The organism is Burkholderia stagnalis, from assembly GCF_902830275.1.
GTDB classification, from domain to species: Bacteria; Pseudomonadota; Gammaproteobacteria; order Burkholderiales; family Burkholderiaceae; genus Burkholderia; species Burkholderia stagnalis.
Genome location: NZ_CADESW010000002.1, coordinates 447998 through 463659, shown reverse-complemented (window position 1 = coordinate 463659; position 15662 = coordinate 447998). Strand labels below are relative to the sequence as shown.

Sequence of the window (15662 nt, the reverse complement as noted above, 5' to 3'; positions counted from 1 at the left end):
CGCGCGACAACGCAGCAAGGCGGGCAGGCCGTTGCGCCCGCGTTTCAATCGGAGGTGGTCCCGATCATGCGTCACTTACGTCTTCCCCTGAGCCATGCGGCGCCGGTCGGCGATGCGCCGCCGGGCGCCGCGCCCGGCCGCCCGCGCGGCGGCGCGAGCTGGCTCGTGTCGCCGTCCGTCGCGGTGCTGCTGCTGTGGATGTCGATTCCGCTCGCGATGACGATCTGGTTCTCGTTCTCGCGCTACAACCTGCTGAACCCGGACGTGAAGGGTTTCGCGGGCCTCGACAACTACCGGTTCCTCGCAACCGATCCGTCGTTCCTGCCGGCGATCTGGCACACGCTCGCGCTGATCGGCGCGGTGCTCGCGATCACCGTGATCGGCGGCGTGCTGATGGCGGTGCTGTTCGACCGCAAGTTCTACGGGCAGGGCATCGCGCGCCTGTTCGCGATCGCGCCGTTCTTCGTGATGCCGACGGTCTCCGCGCTGATCTGGAAGAACATGATCCTGCACCCGGTGTACGGGCTCGTCGCGAACGCGATGCGCGCGCTCGGCATGACGCCGGTCGACTGGTTCGCCGACTATCCGCTCACCGCGGTGGTGATCATCGTCGCATGGCAGTGGCTGCCGTTCGCGTTCCTGATCCTGTTCACCGCGATCCAGTCGCTCGACCAGGAGCAGAAGGAGGCCGCGCGCATCGACGGCGCCGGCCCGTTCGCGATGTTCTTCTACATCACGCTGCCGCACCTGAAGCGCGCGATCGCGGTGGTCGTGATGATGGAGACGATCTTCCTGCTGTCGATCTTCGCGGAGATCTACACGACGACGGGCGGCGGCCCCGGCAACGCGACGACCAACCTGTCGTACCTGATCTACGCGCTCGGCCTGCAGCAGTTCGACGTCGGCCTCGCGTCGGCGGGCGGGATCCTCGCCGTCGTCGTCGCGAACGTCGTGTCGTTCTTCCTGGTACGGATGCTCGCGCGCAACCTGAAGGGGGAGTACGAGAAATGAGCGACCTGACTCTCGATGCCGGCCGGCGCATGCCGGCGGTGTTCGGCCTCGTGCGGCGCGCGCTGCCCGGCGCGTTCGCGTGGCTGATCGCGCTGCTGCTGTTCTTCCCGATCTTCTGGATGGCGATCACCGCGTTCAAGACCGAGCAGCAGGCGTATGCGTCGACGCTGTTCTTCATGCCGACGCTCGACAGCTTCCGCGAGGTGCTCGCGCGCAGCGACTACTTCGCATTCGCGTGGAACTCGGTGCTGATCTCGGCGGGCGTCACGGCGATCTGCCTGCTGTTCGCGGTGCCGGCCGCGTACGCGATGGCGTTCTTCCCGAACCGCCGCACGCAGAAGGTGCTGCTGTGGATGCTGTCGACCAAGATGATGCCGTCGGTCGGCGTGCTGGTGCCGATCTACCTGCTGTGGAAGAACGCGGGCCTGCTCGACACCGTGTCGGGGCTCGTGATCGTCTACACGCTGATCAACCTGCCGATCGCGGTGTGGATGACGTTCACCTACTTCAACGAGATTCCGAAGGACATCCTCGAGGCAGGCCGCATCGACGGCGCGTCGACGTGGCAGGAGATCGTCTACCTGCTGATGCCGATGGCGCTGCCGGGGCTCGCGTCCACCGCGCTGCTGCTCGTGATCCTGTCGTGGAACGAGGCGTTCTGGAGCATCAACCTGTCGAGCTCGAACGCGGCGCCGCTGACGGTGTTCATCGCGTCGTACTCGAGCCCCGAGGGGCTGTTCTGGGCGAAGCTGTCCGCCGCTTCGCTGCTCGCGGTCGCGCCGATCCTGATCGTCGGCTGGCTGTCGCAGAAGCAGCTCGTGCGCGGGCTCACGTTCGGGGCGGTGAAATGAGTGCCGTCGGAGAAGGTGCTGCCGGCGAACGTGTGAGCGACATGCAGCACGACGGCGTGTTGATCTGCGATTGCGACGGCGTGCTGATCGACAGCGAGGCGGTGGCCGCCGACGTGCTGGTGCGCGAGCTCGAAGCGCGCTGGCCCGGCGTCGACGCGCGGCCGGTCGTGATGCCGCTGCTCGGCCTGCGGATCGAACGCGTGCTGGCCGGCGCGAGCGACGCGGCGGGCCGTGCGCTGGGCGTGGCCGACGTCGACGCGATCCGGCGCGCGGTCGAGGCGGCGGCCGTGAACGCGCCGGCCGTCGACGGCATCGCGGCCGCGCTCGACGCGCTGTCGCTTCCGATCGCGTGCGCGAGCAACAGCTACCGCGCGTACGTCGAGGCGGCGCTCGCGCGCACGGGCCTCAAGCGCTTCTTCGGCGAGCGGCTGTTCTGCGCGGACGCCGTCGCGCGCCCGAAGCCCGCGCCGGACGTGTATCTCGCGGCCGCGCACGCGCTCGGCGCGTCGCCTGCGCAATGCCTCGTCGTCGAGGACAGCACGGCCGGCATCACCGCGGCGGCCGCGGCCGGCATGACGGTGCTCGGCTTCGTCGGCGCGGGGCACGCATCGCCCGCGCAGGTCGACGCGCTGCGCGGCATCGGCGCGCGGCACGTGTTCGACGACATGCGCGAGCTGCCCGGCTACGTCGCGCGCTGGCAGGCGACGGGCGCGGTGCTGCCGCACTGAACCACGCGCCGCGCGCGCGGCGCATCAAACGAATTCAACGGATTCAACGAATCCAACGGAGACAGATCATGGCAAGCGTGCTCCTGCGCAACATCGCGAAGCGCTACGACGACAACGACGTGCTGCGCGACGTGAACCTCGACATCGCCGACGGCGAGTTCGTCGTGTTCGTCGGCCCGAGCGGCTGCGGCAAATCCACCCTGATGCGGATGATCGCGGGGCTCGAGGACATCTCGAGCGGCGACCTGCTGATCGACGGCGCGAAGGTCAACGACGTGCCGAGCGCGAAGCGCGGCATCGCGATGGTGTTCCAGTCGTATGCGCTGTACCCGCACATGACGCTGTACGACAACATGGCGTTCGGCCTGAAGCTCGCCGGCGCGAAGAAGCCCGAGATCGACCAGGCCGTCAAGCAGGCCGCGAAGATCCTGCACATCGACCACCTGCTCGACCGCAAGCCGAAGCAGCTGTCGGGCGGCCAGCGGCAGCGCGTCGCGATCGGCCGCGCGATCACGCGCAAGCCGAAAGTGTTCCTGTTCGACGAGCCGCTGTCGAACCTCGACGCGGCGCTGCGCGTGAAGATGCGGCTGGAATTCGCGCGGCTGCACGACGAGCTGAAGACGACGATGATCTACGTGACGCACGACCAGGTCGAGGCGATGACGCTCGCGGACAAGATCGTCGTGCTGTCGGGCGGCAGCGTGCAGCAGGTCGGCACGCCGAACACGCTGTACCACGCGCCGGCGAACCAGTTCGTCGCGGGCTTCATCGGCTCGCCGAAGATGAACTTCCTGAAGGGCACGGTCGAAGCGGTCGACGCGGACGGCGTGCTGGTGCGCTTCGACAGCGGCGAGACGCAGCGCGTCGCGGTGGACGCGGGCGGGCTGCAGCGCGGCGCGGCGGTGACGGTCGGCGTGCGGCCCGAGCATCTGAGGGTCGGGGCAGGGGCCGACGGCGTTGCCGCGCGAACGATGGCCGTCGAATCGCTCGGGGATGCCGCGTACCTGTATGCGGAGTCGGCCGTCGCGCCGGACGGGCTGATCGCGCGGATTCCGCCGCTCGACACGTATCGCACCGGCGAGGCGCTGCGCGTGCAGGCGGACGCCGGGCACTGCCACCTGTTCGACGAGCAGGGGCAGGCGTTCCGGCGGCTCAGCCCGCATGCGAAGGCGGCGTGACGCTGGATCAGAGGCGCAGGTGCTGCGCCATGTAGTCGACGAACGCGCGCAGCTTCGGCGTCGGATGGCGGCCTGACGGCCACAGCACGTAGAACGGCGTGAGGCTCGCGACGTGTTCGTCGAGCACCGCGCGCAGCCTGCCGTCGGCGAGCCCGTCGTGCACGAAGAATTCGGGCAGGCAGGCGATGCCGAGCCCGCGCAGCGCGAAGCACAGGCGCGTTTCCGCGTTGTTGCTGACCATCGAGACGGGCACCTCGGGCTGCAGGCCCGAGTGCGGCGCGCGCAGCGGCCAGATTTCGAGCTTGCCGCTGCTGGGGAATCGATAGTGCAGGCAGCGGTGCATCGCGAGGTCGGCCGGCGTGCGCGGCGTGCCGTGCCGTTCGAGGTAGGCGGGCGAGGCGACGAGATGCTGGCGGAAATGGCCGAGCAGCCGCGACGACAGCCGCGAGTCGGACGGCCGGCCGGTGCGCAGCACCGCGTCGAAGCCTTCGTCGACGACGTCGACGAGCCGGTCGCTGAAATCGATGTCGAGTTCGATCTCCGGATACGCGGCCATGAAGTCGGCGAGCACCGGCAGCAGCAGCGTGCCGATCGTCGGCAGGCTCACGCGCAGCCGCCCGCGCGGCGCTTCGGCGCTGTGCGTCAGCTCCTGCTCGGCCGCGTCGATTTCGGCGAGCACGCGCCGGCACCGTTCGAGAAAGCGCGTGCCTTCGGCCGTCAGCGTGATGCTGCGCGTGCTGCGGTGAAAGAGCCGCACGTTCAGGCGCGCCTCGAGCCGCGCGATCCGCTTGCCGACCGCCGACGCCGACAGCCCGAGCGCGCGCCCGGCCGCGACGAAGCTGCGCGTTTCCGCGACCTGAACGAAGACGACGAAGCCGCCCAGACTTTCCATGCACGATCCCCGATTGCGGACGCCGGCGTCCGGAGTGTCCGGAACTCTAGCCCAGTTTTTCTTGTTTTGCCGGCTCCCTACGATGGGCGTTCCTTCCACTGCCGAGGTCACGCCATGTCATCCCTGCCTGTCACCGCTTACGAAGCCGAACCGGACGCCGCGCTGTGCAGCCGGCTCGACGGCGCGCTCGAGCGCGCGCTCGCCGACGAGCGCATGGTCGGCGCGGTCGTGCTGGTCGCGCGCCACGGTGCGCTGCGCTACGCGCGCGCCGTCGGGCTCGCCGATCGCGAAGCGGGCACGCCCATGCGCGAGGACGCGCTGTTCCGGCTCGCGTCGGTCACCAAGCCGATCGTGACGGCCGCGGTCATGCGCCTCGTCGCGGCGGGCCGCATCGGGCTCGACGACCCGGTCGCGCGCTGGCTGCCCGACTTCACGCCGACCCTGCCCGACGGCCAGCCCGCGCGCATCACGCTGCGTCATCTGCTGTCGCATACGGCCGGCCTCGGCTACCGCTTCCTCGAAGCCGACGGCGACGGCCCGTATGCGCGCGCCGGCGTGTCCGACGGGATGGACCTCGCGCGCATCACGCTCGCCGATAACGTGCGGCGCATCGCGAGCGTGCCGCTGCAGTACGCGCCCGGCACGTCGTGGGGCTATTCGCTGGCGATCGACGTGGCCGGCGCGCTGATCGAGGCGGTCGACGGACGGCCGCTCGCCGACGCGGTCGCGGCGCTCGTCACGACGCCGCTCGGCATGACCGACACCGCGTTCGTCGCGCACGACGCCGCGCGCTTCGCGACGCCTTACGTGAGCACGGCCGGCGCGCCGCGCCGGATGGCGGACGCCGATCTCGTGCCGGTGTTCGACGACACCATCGGCATCCGCTTCGCGCCCGCGCGCGCGTTCGACGCGCAGGCATGGCCGTCGGGCGGCGCGGGCATGGTGGGGTCCGCGCGCGATTGTTTGGCGCTGCTCGAAGCGCTGCGCACCGGCCGCGACGGCTGGCTGGAAGCCGGCTGGATCGACGAGATGGCGCGCATCCAGCCGGGCGCGCACGATTTGCCGGCCGCGCCGGGGTTCGGCTTCGGGCTCGGTTTTTCGGTGCTGCGCGATCCGGCGGCCGCGCAGTCGCCGGAGTCGGTCGGCACCTGGCGCTGGGGCGGCGCGTACGGGCATGCGTGGTTCGTCGATCGTGCGGCCGGGCTGACGGTCGTCGCGCTGAGCAACACGCTGTACGAAGGCATGCACGGGCGCATCGTGACCGACGTGCGCGATGCGGTGTACGGCGTCGACGCACGGAGCGCGGCATGAGCGATTGCGCATCGGTTTCCGGGCGGCCCGCGCACGAGCAGGCGGCGGCGCGCGAACGCCTGCCGGTCGCGAACCTGCTCGCGCTGGCCGCGGCCGGCTTCGTCACGATCCTCACCGAGGCGCTGCCGGCCGGCCTGCTGACGCAGATGGGCCGCGACCTGCGCGTGACCGAGGCGCTGGTCGGCCAGCTCGTGACGGTGTACGCGATCGGCTCGATCGTCGCGGCGATCCCGCTCGTCGCGGCGACGCGCGGGATGCGCCGCCGCCGGCTCCTGCTGTCCGCGCTGGCCGGCTTCGTCGTGTCGAACACGCTGACGGCCGTCTCGCCGTACTACGTGCTCACGCTCGTCGCGCGGTTCGTCGCGGGGATGTCGGGCGGCCTGCTGTGGGCGCTGCTGGCCGGCTACGCGAGCCGGATGGTCGGCGAGCGGCTCCGTGGCCGCGCGATCGCGGTCGCGATGCTCGGCGCGCCGGTCGCGATGTCGATCGGCATTCCGGCCGGCACCGCGCTCGGCACGGCGCTCGGCTGGCGCATCGCGTTCGCGTGCATCACGCTCGCGGCGCTCGCGCTGATCGTGTGGGTGCGCGCGTGCGTGCCCGACCATCCGGGGCAGCCGGCCGGCGCGCGCCGGCCGGTGCTCGGCGTGCTGACGCTGCCCGGCGTGCGCCCGGTGCTGGCGGTGATGTTCGCGTACGTGCTGGCGCACAACATCCTCTATACGTACATCGCGCCGTTTCTCGCGGGGGCGGGGATGGGCGGCCAGGTCGACGCGGTGCTGCTCGTGTTCGGCGTGGCATCGCTGGTTGGCATCGCGCTTACCGGCGCATGGATCGGCCACGCGCAGCGGCGGCTGACGCTCGCCGGCATCGCGCTGTTCGCATGCGCGGCGCTGATGCTCGGCGCGGGCGGCGGCGTGCCGGCCGTTTATGCGGGCGTCGCGCTGTGGGGGCTCGCGTTCGGCGGCGCGCCGACGCTGTTCCAGACCGCTGCCGCGAATGCGGCGGGGGACGCCGCCGACGTCGCGCAATCGATGCTGGTGACCGTGTGGAATCTCGCGATCGCGGGCGGCGGCATCGTCGGCGGCCTGCTGCTCGACGGGCCCGGTGCGGGCGTGATGCCGTGGGTGCTGGCCGGGCTGCTGGCGGCGGCATGGCTCGGCGCGTGGCGCGCGCATCGCCACGGGTTCACCGCGCCGCAGCCGGCGTGAATGCTGCGCGGCGCTCTCAGGCGGCCCGCGCCTCCAGCGCCGCCCGCGCGCAGGCCTCGTCGGTGACGAGCCCCGACAGCCAGCCGCCGCGCAGCGCGGCGATCACCGCGTCGTGCTTCTTCGGCCCGCCCGCGAACGCGATCGTCGGCCGCTTCGGCGGCGTGCCGAGCGACACGCTCGTCACGCGCGCGCTGGTCGACGCCGCGATCCGGCGCCCCTGCGCGTCGATCGGTTCGCCGAGCAGTTCGGCCACCGCGCCGAGCGCGATCATCTCGTCGCGCTCAGGCGCGGTGATGAAGCCGTCCTCGTAAAGCGGGCAGTGCGGGCCGATGTTGCCGATGCCGACGAACGCGACGTCGGCTTCGCCGGACAGCGCCTCGACGATCCGGTACAGCCGGTGATTGCACCACTGCGCGCGCTCGGCGTCGCTGTCCGCGAACAGCGGCGCGGGCAGCAGGAAATGCTTGCCGCCCGTCTTCTCGGAGATGTACTGCGCGACGTCGTAGCGGTTCGACGAGCCGTCGGCGGCGATCGCGCCGACCATCGACACGAGCCGGTGCTGCGGCCGGTCGAGCTGCGCGATCTGCGCGACCGCGGCCTTCAGCGTGCGGCCGCTGCTGACCGCGATCACCATCGGCCGCGTCTCGTTCAGGTAGCGCTCCATCACCTGCGCGCCGGCGACTGCGAGCTTGCGGTCGATCGCTTCGGGCGCATCGTCGTCGACCGGCACGATTTCGCACATCGACAGGCCGTAGCGCTTCGACAGCTGCATGCCGAGGTCGAGGCAGTCGGCGAGCTGGTGATCGACGCGCACGCGGATCAGGTTCTTCTCCACCGCGAACGCGACGAGGCGCTGCGCGACCGGGCGCGACACCTGCAGCTTCTCGGCGATTTCGTTCTGCGTGTCGCCCGCGACGTAGTAGAGCCACGCCGCGCGGGTGGCGAGATCGAGTTTTTCTGAGGACTTGGGCACGATAGCGATTCGATTCGGATCTTGGCGGGCCGGCGGGCGGCGCAATGGGTTGCACTGTACCGCACTCGGCGCCGGCGGCCGTGCGCGCACCGCCCACGCGCGGCGCGCGGGCGCGGGCCGCTCAGGCGAGCCGCGCGCGCGACGGTTCGTAGAGCGGGCGCACGTGCGTGTACAGCTCGCGGAACGCCGCGAGGCGCGTGCGCAGCATCGCATGGCGGGCCGCATCGGGCACGTACTCCGCGCGCACCGGCGGCTTCGCGAGCACCGTGCGCGGATCGCCGCCGACCGCGAGCCAGCCGAGCCGCGCCGCGCCGAGCGCAGCGCCCGTCTCGCCGCCGCCGTGCTGGCGCGTGCGCACGTCCAGCGCATCGGCGATCAGCTGCGCCCAGAACGCGCTGCGCGCGCCGCCGCCGATCAGCGACAGGCTGTCGGTCTCGACGCCGGCCGCATGCAGCGCATCGAAGCCGTCGGCGAGGCCGAGCGTCACGCCTTCGAGCACCGCATAGCCGAGATGCGCGCGCTCGGTCGCATGGGTCATCCCGAAGAACACGCCCTGCGCGTACGGGTCGTTGTGCGGCGTACGCTCGCCGGACAGGTAAGGCAGGAACAGCGGCGCGTTCGCCCGTGCGTCGGGGTCGAGCGCCTCGACTTCCGCGAGCAGCGCCGGCTCGTCGGTGCCGGTCAGCTTGCAGACCCAGCGCAGGCAGCTCGCCGCCGACAGCACGACGCTCATCAGCTGCCAGCGGTCCGGAATCGCGTGGCAGAACGCGTGCACCGCGGAGGCCGGGTTCGGCATGAAGCGGTCGCCGACGACGCTCAGCACGCCCGACGTGCCGAGCGACACGAAGCCGTCGCCCGCATGGATCGCGCCGATGCCGAGCGCGCTGGTTGCATTGTCGCCGCCGCCGCCCGCGACGACGACGGCCTCCGACAGCCCGAGTTCACGCGCGACGTCGGCGCGCAGCGTGCCGGACGGCGCATTGCCTTCGACGATGCGCGGCATCTGCGCGCGCGTCATCCCGCACGCGGCGAGCAGCGCGTCGGACCAGTCGCGGCGCGCGACGTCGAGCCACAGCGTGCCGGCCGCATCGGACGGATCGGACACCTTCGCGCCGGTCAGCCGCAAGCGCAGGTAGTCCTTCGGCATCAGCACGCACGCGGTGGCCGCGAACACGTCGGGTTCGTGCCGCGCGACCCACAGCAGCTTCGGCGCGGTGAAGCCCGGCATCGCGAGGTTGCCGGCGAGCGCGTGCAGGCCGGGCGCGCGTTCGGTGAGCAGCGCGCATTCGTCGGCGCTGCGCATGTCGTTCCACAGGATCGCGGGGCGCAGCACGCGCTCGGCGCGGTCGAGCAGCACCGCGCCGTGCATCTGGCCGGACAGGCCGATGCCGCGCACCTGCGCGAACGCCTGCGGGTGACGCGCGCGCAGCGCGGCGAGCGCATCGACGGTGCCGCGCCACCAGTCGTCCGGATGCTGCTCGGCCCAGCGCGGATGCGGCCGCGACACGGTGAACGGCGTGCCCGCGGTGCCGACGACCGTGCCGTCCGGGGCCAGCAGCAGCACCTTCACTTCCGAGGTGCCGAGGTCGATGCCGAGATACATGTGCGATCCGTTCCGTCAGGGGGGAGCCGCTACTTTAGCCGCGCGGGACGGCGTGTGCCAATGCCGGTTTGACCCGACGCGCGCGCCGCGCCCCGTGCGCGTCAGCGTGGCGCGAGCCAGGCGTCGACGCGCGCGAGCGCCGCGCGCATCGCTTCGAACAGCGCCGCGTTGCCGGCGAGCGAGCCCCATAGCTGACGGTCCGCGCACAGTGCGGCGACCGGGTCGTCCGCGCCGACGATCGCGCGCGCCGCGTGTTCGTCCATCACGCTGTCCTGGTACGCATACGGCAGCGCGCCGCGCGCCCAGCGTTCGAGAAAGCGCAGGAACAGCGCGGGCAGCACCGCGGTCGCGACGGGCGCCGCGCCGCGCGCGAAGCATTCGGCGAGCGTCGGCGCGATGAAGCCGGGAATCTTCGAGAAGCCGTCCGCGGCGACCCGCTGGTTCGTGTCGAGCACGTACGGATTGCCGAAGCGTTCGAGCACGACGTCGCGGTAGCGCGCGAGATCGAGCGGGCTCGGGCTCAGGCACGGGATCACGTCCTGCGTCACGTAGTCGTGCGCGAAGCGGCGGATCGCCGCGTCGTGCGTGCCTTCGTGGATGTAGGTGTGGCCCGCGAGCGTGCCGGCCCATGCGATGCAGCTGTGGGTCGCGTTGAGGATGCGGATCTTCGCTTCCTCGTACGGGTGCACGTCGTCGACGAGTTCCGCGCCCGCCAGCTCCCACTTCGGCCGGCCGGCCGCGAAGCGGTCCTCGATCACCCACTGGATGAACGCTTCGCCCATCACCGGGCACGCGTCGTCGACGCCGGTCGCCGCGCGCACGCGCTCGCGCACGTCGTCGGTCGGGCGCGGCGTGATCCGGTCGACCATCGCGCTCGGGCACGCGACGTTTGCGTCGAACCACGCGAGCAGTTCATCCATGCCGCGCCGTTCGAGGAACGCGCGCATGCCCGCGCGAAAGCGCGCGCCGTTGCTGCGCAGGTTGTCGCAGCTCTGCAGCGTGAGCGGGCCCGCGCCGCGCTTCATCCGCTCGGCGAGCAGGGCCGCGAGCGCGCCGTACAGCGTCGTGCGCGCGCCCTGCAGGTCGGCTGCGAGGTCGGGGTTCGCGAGGTCGAGCCGGTTGTGCTCGTCGAGGTAGTAGCCGCCTTCGGTGACGGTGAACGACACGATCCGGCAAGCCGGATCGGCGCCCGCGTCGATCAGCGCGGCGAGATCGATCGACCACGGCAGCACGCGCGTGATCGCGCGGATCGTCTCGTACGCGCGCTCGCCTTGCGGCGTGACCGTCTCGAGCGTATAGACGCCGTGCTGCGCGGCGAGCGCGTCCATCGTCGCGCGCATGTCGTCGCGGATGTTGCCGACGACGAGCGACCAGCGCTCGGCGGCCGGCACGGCCGCGTTCACGCGATGCAGGTACCACGCCTGGTGCGCGCGGTGGAACGAGCCCGCGCCGATGTGCAGCAGCACGGGCGCGTGGGCGGGGGACGAATCGCTCATCTGATGTCTCCTGTCGACCGGGGTTGGCGCCTGGGCACGCCGCCCGGATCCCATGCAGGCGGGCGGCCGCCTGCGGTCGCGATAGATCATTTGCTCTCTATGTGGGCGAATGATCGTATTCGGGCGAGCGAAAGTCAAGGCAGGGACGCGGACTTTCGATGGTGCGCTGCGGCGAGGCCGGGCAGCCGCTGGCGACGGCGGCGCGGCGGGGTGAGCGCGATCGGCTCGGCGGGAAGGGGGGAAGCGGCCCGCACGTCGCCATGACGGCGCCGGGCGGGCGGCAGGTTACAGCGTCGTGCGCACGTGCCAGAGCTCGGGGAACAGCACGACGTCGAGCATCTTGCGCAGATACGGCGCGCCGCTCGTGCCGCCGGTGCCCTGCTTGAAGCCGATGATGCGCTCGACGGTCGTCACGTGGCGGAAGCGCCACTGGCGGAACGCGTCCTCGAGATCGACGAGTTCCTCGGCCATCTCGTACAGCTCCCAGTACTGCTGCGGATGACGGTACACCTCGAGCCACGCGGCCTCGACCGTTTCGTCGTGCTGCGTCGGCTGCGTCCAGTCGCGCGCGAGCCGCTCGGGCGCGATCGGGAAGCCGCGTCGCGCGAGCAGGCGCACGACCTCGTCGTAGAACGACGGCGCCTCGAGCGTCGCGCGCACCTGTTCGAGGATGTCCGGGCGATGCGCGTGCGGCTGCAGCATCTGCACGTTCTTGTTGCCGAGCAGGAATTCGAGCTGGCGGTACTGGTACGACTGGAAGCCCGACGACTGGCCGAGATACGGCCGCATCGCCGAATACTCGGACGGCGTCATCGTCGCGAGCACGTTCCACGCCTGCACGAGCTGCTCGAGGATGCGCGACACGCGCGCGAGCATCTTGAACGCGGGCGGCAGCGCGTCGCGATGCACTGCGTCGAGCGCCTCGCGCAGCTCGAACAGCGCGAGCTTCATCCACAGCTCGCTCGTCTGATGCTGGATGATGAACAGCATCTCGTTGTGATCGGGCGACAGCGGATGCTGCGCATCGAGGATCTTGTTCAGCGACAGGTAGTCGCCGTAGCTCATCGACTTCGAGAAATCGAGCTGCGCGTTGTGCCAGCCGGCTTGCTCGCCGGCTTCGCCCGGTACGTGCGGCGCTTCGTGCGCGGGGCGTGCCGTTTGAGCGCCCGAGAACGGGCAACCCGCCGGCGCGTCGTTGCCGGGCGGCTGCATATGACCAGAGTTCACGACTGTCTCCAGGATTGAAAGAGGGGGCGGCGGGGCGCATGGCCCGCCGGCGTGTGCGCATCGCACGCGCCGGCCGGGGCCGCTCAGGTCACCGCGCCGCGCGTGGCGAACTCGGGCGCCTTCCACGCGCCGGTGTCGAGGATGTCGCGCAGCGTTTCGACCGCGTCCCACACGTCGACGAAGCGCGTATAGAGCGGCGTGAAGCCGAAGCGCAGCACGTGCGGCTCGCGATAGTCGCCGATCACGCCGCGCGCGATCAGCGCCTGCATCACTTCGTAGCCGTGCGGATGTTCGAAGCTCGCCTGCGAGCCGCGCTGCTGATGCGCGCGCGGCGTGACGAGCTTCAGCGCGTGGCCTTCGCAGCGCGCCTCGACGAGCGCGACGAACGCGTCGGTCAGCGCGAGCGACTTGCGGCGGATCGCGTGCATGTCGGTCTGCAGGAACACGTCGAGCCCGCATTCGACCATCGACATCGACACGATCGGCTGCGTGCCGCACAGGAAGCGCGCGATGCCGGGGTCGGGCGCGAACTCGGGCTGCATCGCGAACGGCGCGCGGTGGCCCCACCAGCCGGACAGCGGCTGCGAGAAATGCGCGTGGTGGCGCGCCGGCACCCACACGAACGCGGGCGAGCCGGGGCCGCCGTTCAGGTACTTGTACGTGCAGCCGACCGCGCCGTCCGCGTGCGCGCCGTTCAGGTCGACCGGCACCGCGCCCGCCGAATGCGCGAGATCCCACAGCATCAGCGCGCCCGCGTCGTGCACGAGCTGCGTGACGGCCGGCATGTCGTGCATGTAGCCGGTGCGGTAGTTCACGTGCGTGATCATCGCGACCGCGGTGTCCTCGCCGAGCGCGTCGGGCAGCTCGGCCGGATCGTCGATCAGGCGCAGTTCGTAGTCGCCGCCGAGCTGTTCGATCAACCCCTGTGCGATGTACAGGTCGGTCGGGAAGTTCGAGCGCTCCGACACGATCACGCGGCGCTCGGGCGCGCGCTCGGCCTGATAGCGCAGCATTGCGGAGAGCAGCTTGAACAGGTTGATCGAGATCGTGTCGGTCACGACGGTCTCGTCGGGCGCGCCGCCGATCAGCGTCGCGAGCTTGTTGCCGAGGCGGCGCGGCAGCGCGAACCAGCCGGCGGTGTTCCAGCTGCGGATCAGGCCGTCGCCCCACTCGGCGCCGATCACCTGCTGCGCGCGGGCGGCCGACGCGCGCGGCTGCGCGCCGAGCGAATTGCCGTCGAGGTAGATCACGTTGCTTGGCAATGCGAACTGGTCGCGCAGCGGGGCGAGCGGGTCGTCGCGGTCGAGCGCGAGCGCGTCTTCACGGGTCTTGATCATGATGGTCGGGTGCGGGTTGCGGGTGGTTCAGTCGGGGCGGCCGGGCAGCTTGCGCAGCACGGCGCGCACGGGGCTCGCGTCGAGCGTCGCGAGCTTGAGCGGCAGCGCGATGAGTTCGTAGTCGCCGGGCGGCACCGCGTCGAGCACGATGCCTTCGAGGATCGCCATCCGGTGCGCGCGGATGCGACGATGCGCATCCATCGTCTTCGATTCCTGCGGGTCGAGCGAGGGCGTGTCGATGCCGATCAGCTTCACGCCATGTTCGGCGAGCAGGTCGATGGTCGCGGGCGCGACCGCGCAGAAAGCCGGATCCCATTGCGCGGCGGGCGCCTGCGCATAGGTGCGCAGCAGCACGCGCGGCGGCACGCCGTCGAGCGCGGCCGCGACGGCGTCCGGGGTGACGACCGGCGATGCGCCGATGCAGTGGATCACGCGGCACGGGCCGAGGTACACGTCGAGCGGCACCGCGCCGATCGGCGCGCCGTCGGCGTCGTAGTGCAGCGGCGCGTCGGTGTGCGCGCCGGTGTGCGGCGACAGCGTCAGGCGCGCGACGTTGACGGGCGAGCCGGCCTCCATCCGCCACACGCGTTCGACCGTGACGGGCGTGTCGCCCGGCCACACGGGGGTGGCGGGATCGACGGGCGGGGAGATGTCCCAGAGTGTGTCCATGGCGTGACGAATCGGCGAATTGATGCTTCGCATGATAGGCGGACGCTCGCAGAAAGTGCTTGCGAAATAGCCATGGACAAAGCGCCAGATTGGCAGATAATTCGAATCACAGGGAAAACGGGGACCAAAAATGCATGCGATCACGCTCGATGCCACCGACTGCCGGATTCTGGCGGTCCTGCAGGAGGAAGGCAGAATCAGCAACCTGGATCTCGCGGAACGGATTTCGCTGTCGCCATCGGCTTGCCTGCGGCGCATGCGCCTGCTGGAAGACCAGGGCGTCATCGAGCATTACCGCGCCTGCCTGAGCCGCGAGAAGCTCGGCTTCGAGCTGGAGGCATTCGTGCAGGTGTCGATGCGCAACGAGCAGACGCAATGGCACGAACGCTTCGCCGAGGAACTGCGCGAATGGCCGGAGGTGGTCGGCGCGTTCGTCGTGACGGGCGAGAGCCACTACCTGCTGCGCGTGCTCGCGCACAACCTCAAGCACTATTCCGATTTCGTGCTCAATCGCCTGTACAAGGCGCCGGGCGTGATGGACATCCGCTCGAACATCGTGCTGCAGACGCTGAAGGACGAGGCAGGCCCGCCGGTCGCGCTTGCGCGCACCGGCGCGATCAAAGCCGTGTGAGGCCGTGGAAGGCGCCGCCGTGGAACACGAGCGGCGCGGCGGCGGCGGCGTCCGGATGCACGCCGCAGCGCTCGACCTCGCCGACGAAGATCACGTGGTCGCCTTCGTCGTAGCGGCTGCGGTTGTGGCACTCGAACCATGCGATCGCACCGTCGAGCACCGGCATGCCGGAGTTGCCGGCCGCGTGTGCGATGCCCTCGAAGCGGTCGCCCTTGAAGGTCGCGAAGCGCTTGCACAGCTCGAGCTGCGACGCCGCGAGCACGTTGACGACATAGTGGCTGTTGCCGCGGAACACCGGCATCGACGCCGATTTATGCGCGAGGCTCCACAGCACGAGCGGCGGGTCGAGCGAGACCGAATTGAACGAGCTGGCGGTGATGCCGACCAGTTGCCCGGACGGCGCGCGCGTCGTGATGACGGTCACGCCGGTCGCGAACTGGCCGAGCGCTTGCCGGAACGCGGCGGCATCGAAGTTCGGCGGGGTCGCGCGGGTCATCGGGCGGCCTTGCGGAACGAAGCGGGCGCGCCGGGCGCGCGGCGGGGGAAG

At 70.9% G+C, this 15662-nt stretch carries 15 protein-coding genes; 7 read left to right on the top strand and 8 right to left on the bottom strand.

Annotated features, from left to right (window positions below):
- Positions 1–66: 66 nt before the first annotated feature.
- The 4 genes from HWY45_RS06110 to HWY45_RS06095 all read left to right on the top strand — a co-directional run bounded on the left by HWY45_RS06110 (position 67) and on the right by HWY45_RS06095 (position 3768).
- Entirely contained in the window at positions 67–1011 is a 945-nt protein-coding gene (locus HWY45_RS06110; protein ID WP_059879732.1) for a carbohydrate ABC transporter permease, read from the top strand.
- A complete protein-coding gene (locus HWY45_RS06105; protein WP_059879731.1) occupies positions 1008–1862 on the top strand; it encodes a carbohydrate ABC transporter permease in 855 nt (284 codons plus the stop codon). The genes HWY45_RS06110 and HWY45_RS06105 overlap by 4 nt, the downstream gene beginning before the upstream one ends.
- Positions 1859–2590 carry an HAD family hydrolase gene (locus HWY45_RS06100; RefSeq protein ID WP_059879729.1) on the top strand — a complete coding sequence of 244 codons (732 nt, stop codon included), beginning with the start codon at positions 1859–1861 and terminating at the stop codon, positions 2588–2590. The genes HWY45_RS06105 and HWY45_RS06100 overlap by 4 nt, the downstream gene beginning before the upstream one ends.
- Before the next feature lie 68 nt (positions 2591–2658).
- Entirely contained in the window at positions 2659–3768 is a 1110-nt protein-coding gene (locus HWY45_RS06095; protein ID WP_059879724.1) for an ABC transporter ATP-binding protein, read from the top strand.
- 7 nt (positions 3769–3775) lie between these two features.
- Here HWY45_RS06095 and HWY45_RS06090 read toward each other — a convergent pair whose 3' ends face one another.
- Positions 3776–4660, bottom strand: coding sequence for a LysR family transcriptional regulator (locus HWY45_RS06090; protein ID WP_059879722.1), 885 nt, complete (start codon positions 4658–4660; stop codon positions 3776–3778).
- A 114-nt stretch (positions 4661–4774) separates the two neighbouring features.
- On the opposite strand from HWY45_RS06090, the gene HWY45_RS06085 reads away from it, so the two are divergent.
- The gene (locus HWY45_RS06085) at positions 4775–5971 is read left to right on the top strand and encodes a serine hydrolase domain-containing protein (RefSeq protein ID WP_059879719.1); all 1197 of its coding nucleotides are present in this window, start codon (positions 4775–4777) and stop codon (positions 5969–5971) included.
- Positions 5968–7179 carry an MFS transporter gene (locus HWY45_RS06080; RefSeq protein WP_059879716.1) on the top strand — a complete coding sequence of 404 codons (1212 nt, stop codon included), beginning with the start codon at positions 5968–5970 and terminating at the stop codon, positions 7177–7179. Before HWY45_RS06085 ends, HWY45_RS06080 begins: the two co-directional genes overlap by 4 nt.
- A 16-nt stretch (positions 7180–7195) precedes the next feature.
- On the opposite strand, the gene HWY45_RS06075 is transcribed toward HWY45_RS06080, so the two are convergent.
- The 6 genes from HWY45_RS06075 to kynB form a co-directional block, all read right to left on the bottom strand.
- Positions 7196–8152 carry a sugar-binding transcriptional regulator gene (locus HWY45_RS06075; protein ID WP_059557243.1) on the bottom strand — a complete coding sequence of 319 codons (957 nt, stop codon included), beginning with the start codon at positions 8150–8152 and terminating at the stop codon, positions 7196–7198.
- 121 nt (positions 8153–8273) lie between these two features.
- Positions 8274–9755 carry a xylulokinase gene (gene xylB, locus HWY45_RS06070; RefSeq protein WP_059802083.1) on the bottom strand — a complete coding sequence of 494 codons (1482 nt, stop codon included), beginning with the start codon at positions 9753–9755 and terminating at the stop codon, positions 8274–8276.
- A 101-nt stretch (positions 9756–9856) separates the two neighbouring features.
- On the bottom strand, positions 9857–11251 hold the full coding sequence (gene dalD / locus HWY45_RS06065) for a D-arabinitol 4-dehydrogenase (protein WP_059879712.1): 1395 nt from the start codon (positions 11249–11251) through the stop codon (positions 9857–9859).
- A gap of 285 nt (positions 11252–11536) precedes the next feature.
- Positions 11537–12463, bottom strand: coding sequence for a tryptophan 2,3-dioxygenase (kynA, locus tag HWY45_RS06060; protein ID WP_059802079.1), 927 nt, complete (start codon positions 12461–12463; stop codon positions 11537–11539).
- A 98-nt stretch (positions 12464–12561) separates the two neighbouring features.
- Positions 12562–13815, bottom strand: a complete 1254-nt coding sequence (kynU, locus tag HWY45_RS06055) for a kynureninase (RefSeq protein ID WP_059879710.1) — start codon at positions 13813–13815, stop codon at positions 12562–12564.
- A gap of 27 nt (positions 13816–13842) precedes the next feature.
- Positions 13843–14484, bottom strand: a complete 642-nt coding sequence (gene kynB / locus HWY45_RS06050; protein ID WP_059879707.1) for an arylformamidase — start codon at positions 14482–14484, stop codon at positions 13843–13845.
- Positions 14485–14614: 130 nt separating this feature from the next.
- On the opposite strand from kynB, the gene HWY45_RS06045 reads away from it, so the two are divergent.
- On the top strand, positions 14615–15115 hold the full coding sequence (locus HWY45_RS06045) for an Lrp/AsnC family transcriptional regulator (protein WP_017334015.1): 501 nt from the start codon (positions 14615–14617) through the stop codon (positions 15113–15115).
- Here HWY45_RS06045 and HWY45_RS06040 read toward each other — a convergent pair.
- Positions 15102–15611, bottom strand: a complete 510-nt coding sequence (locus HWY45_RS06040; RefSeq protein ID WP_059802068.1) for a flavin reductase family protein — start codon at positions 15609–15611, stop codon at positions 15102–15104. The two genes, HWY45_RS06045 and HWY45_RS06040, sit on opposite strands and share 14 nt — an antisense overlap.
- Between the last annotated feature and the right edge of the window lie 51 nt (positions 15612–15662).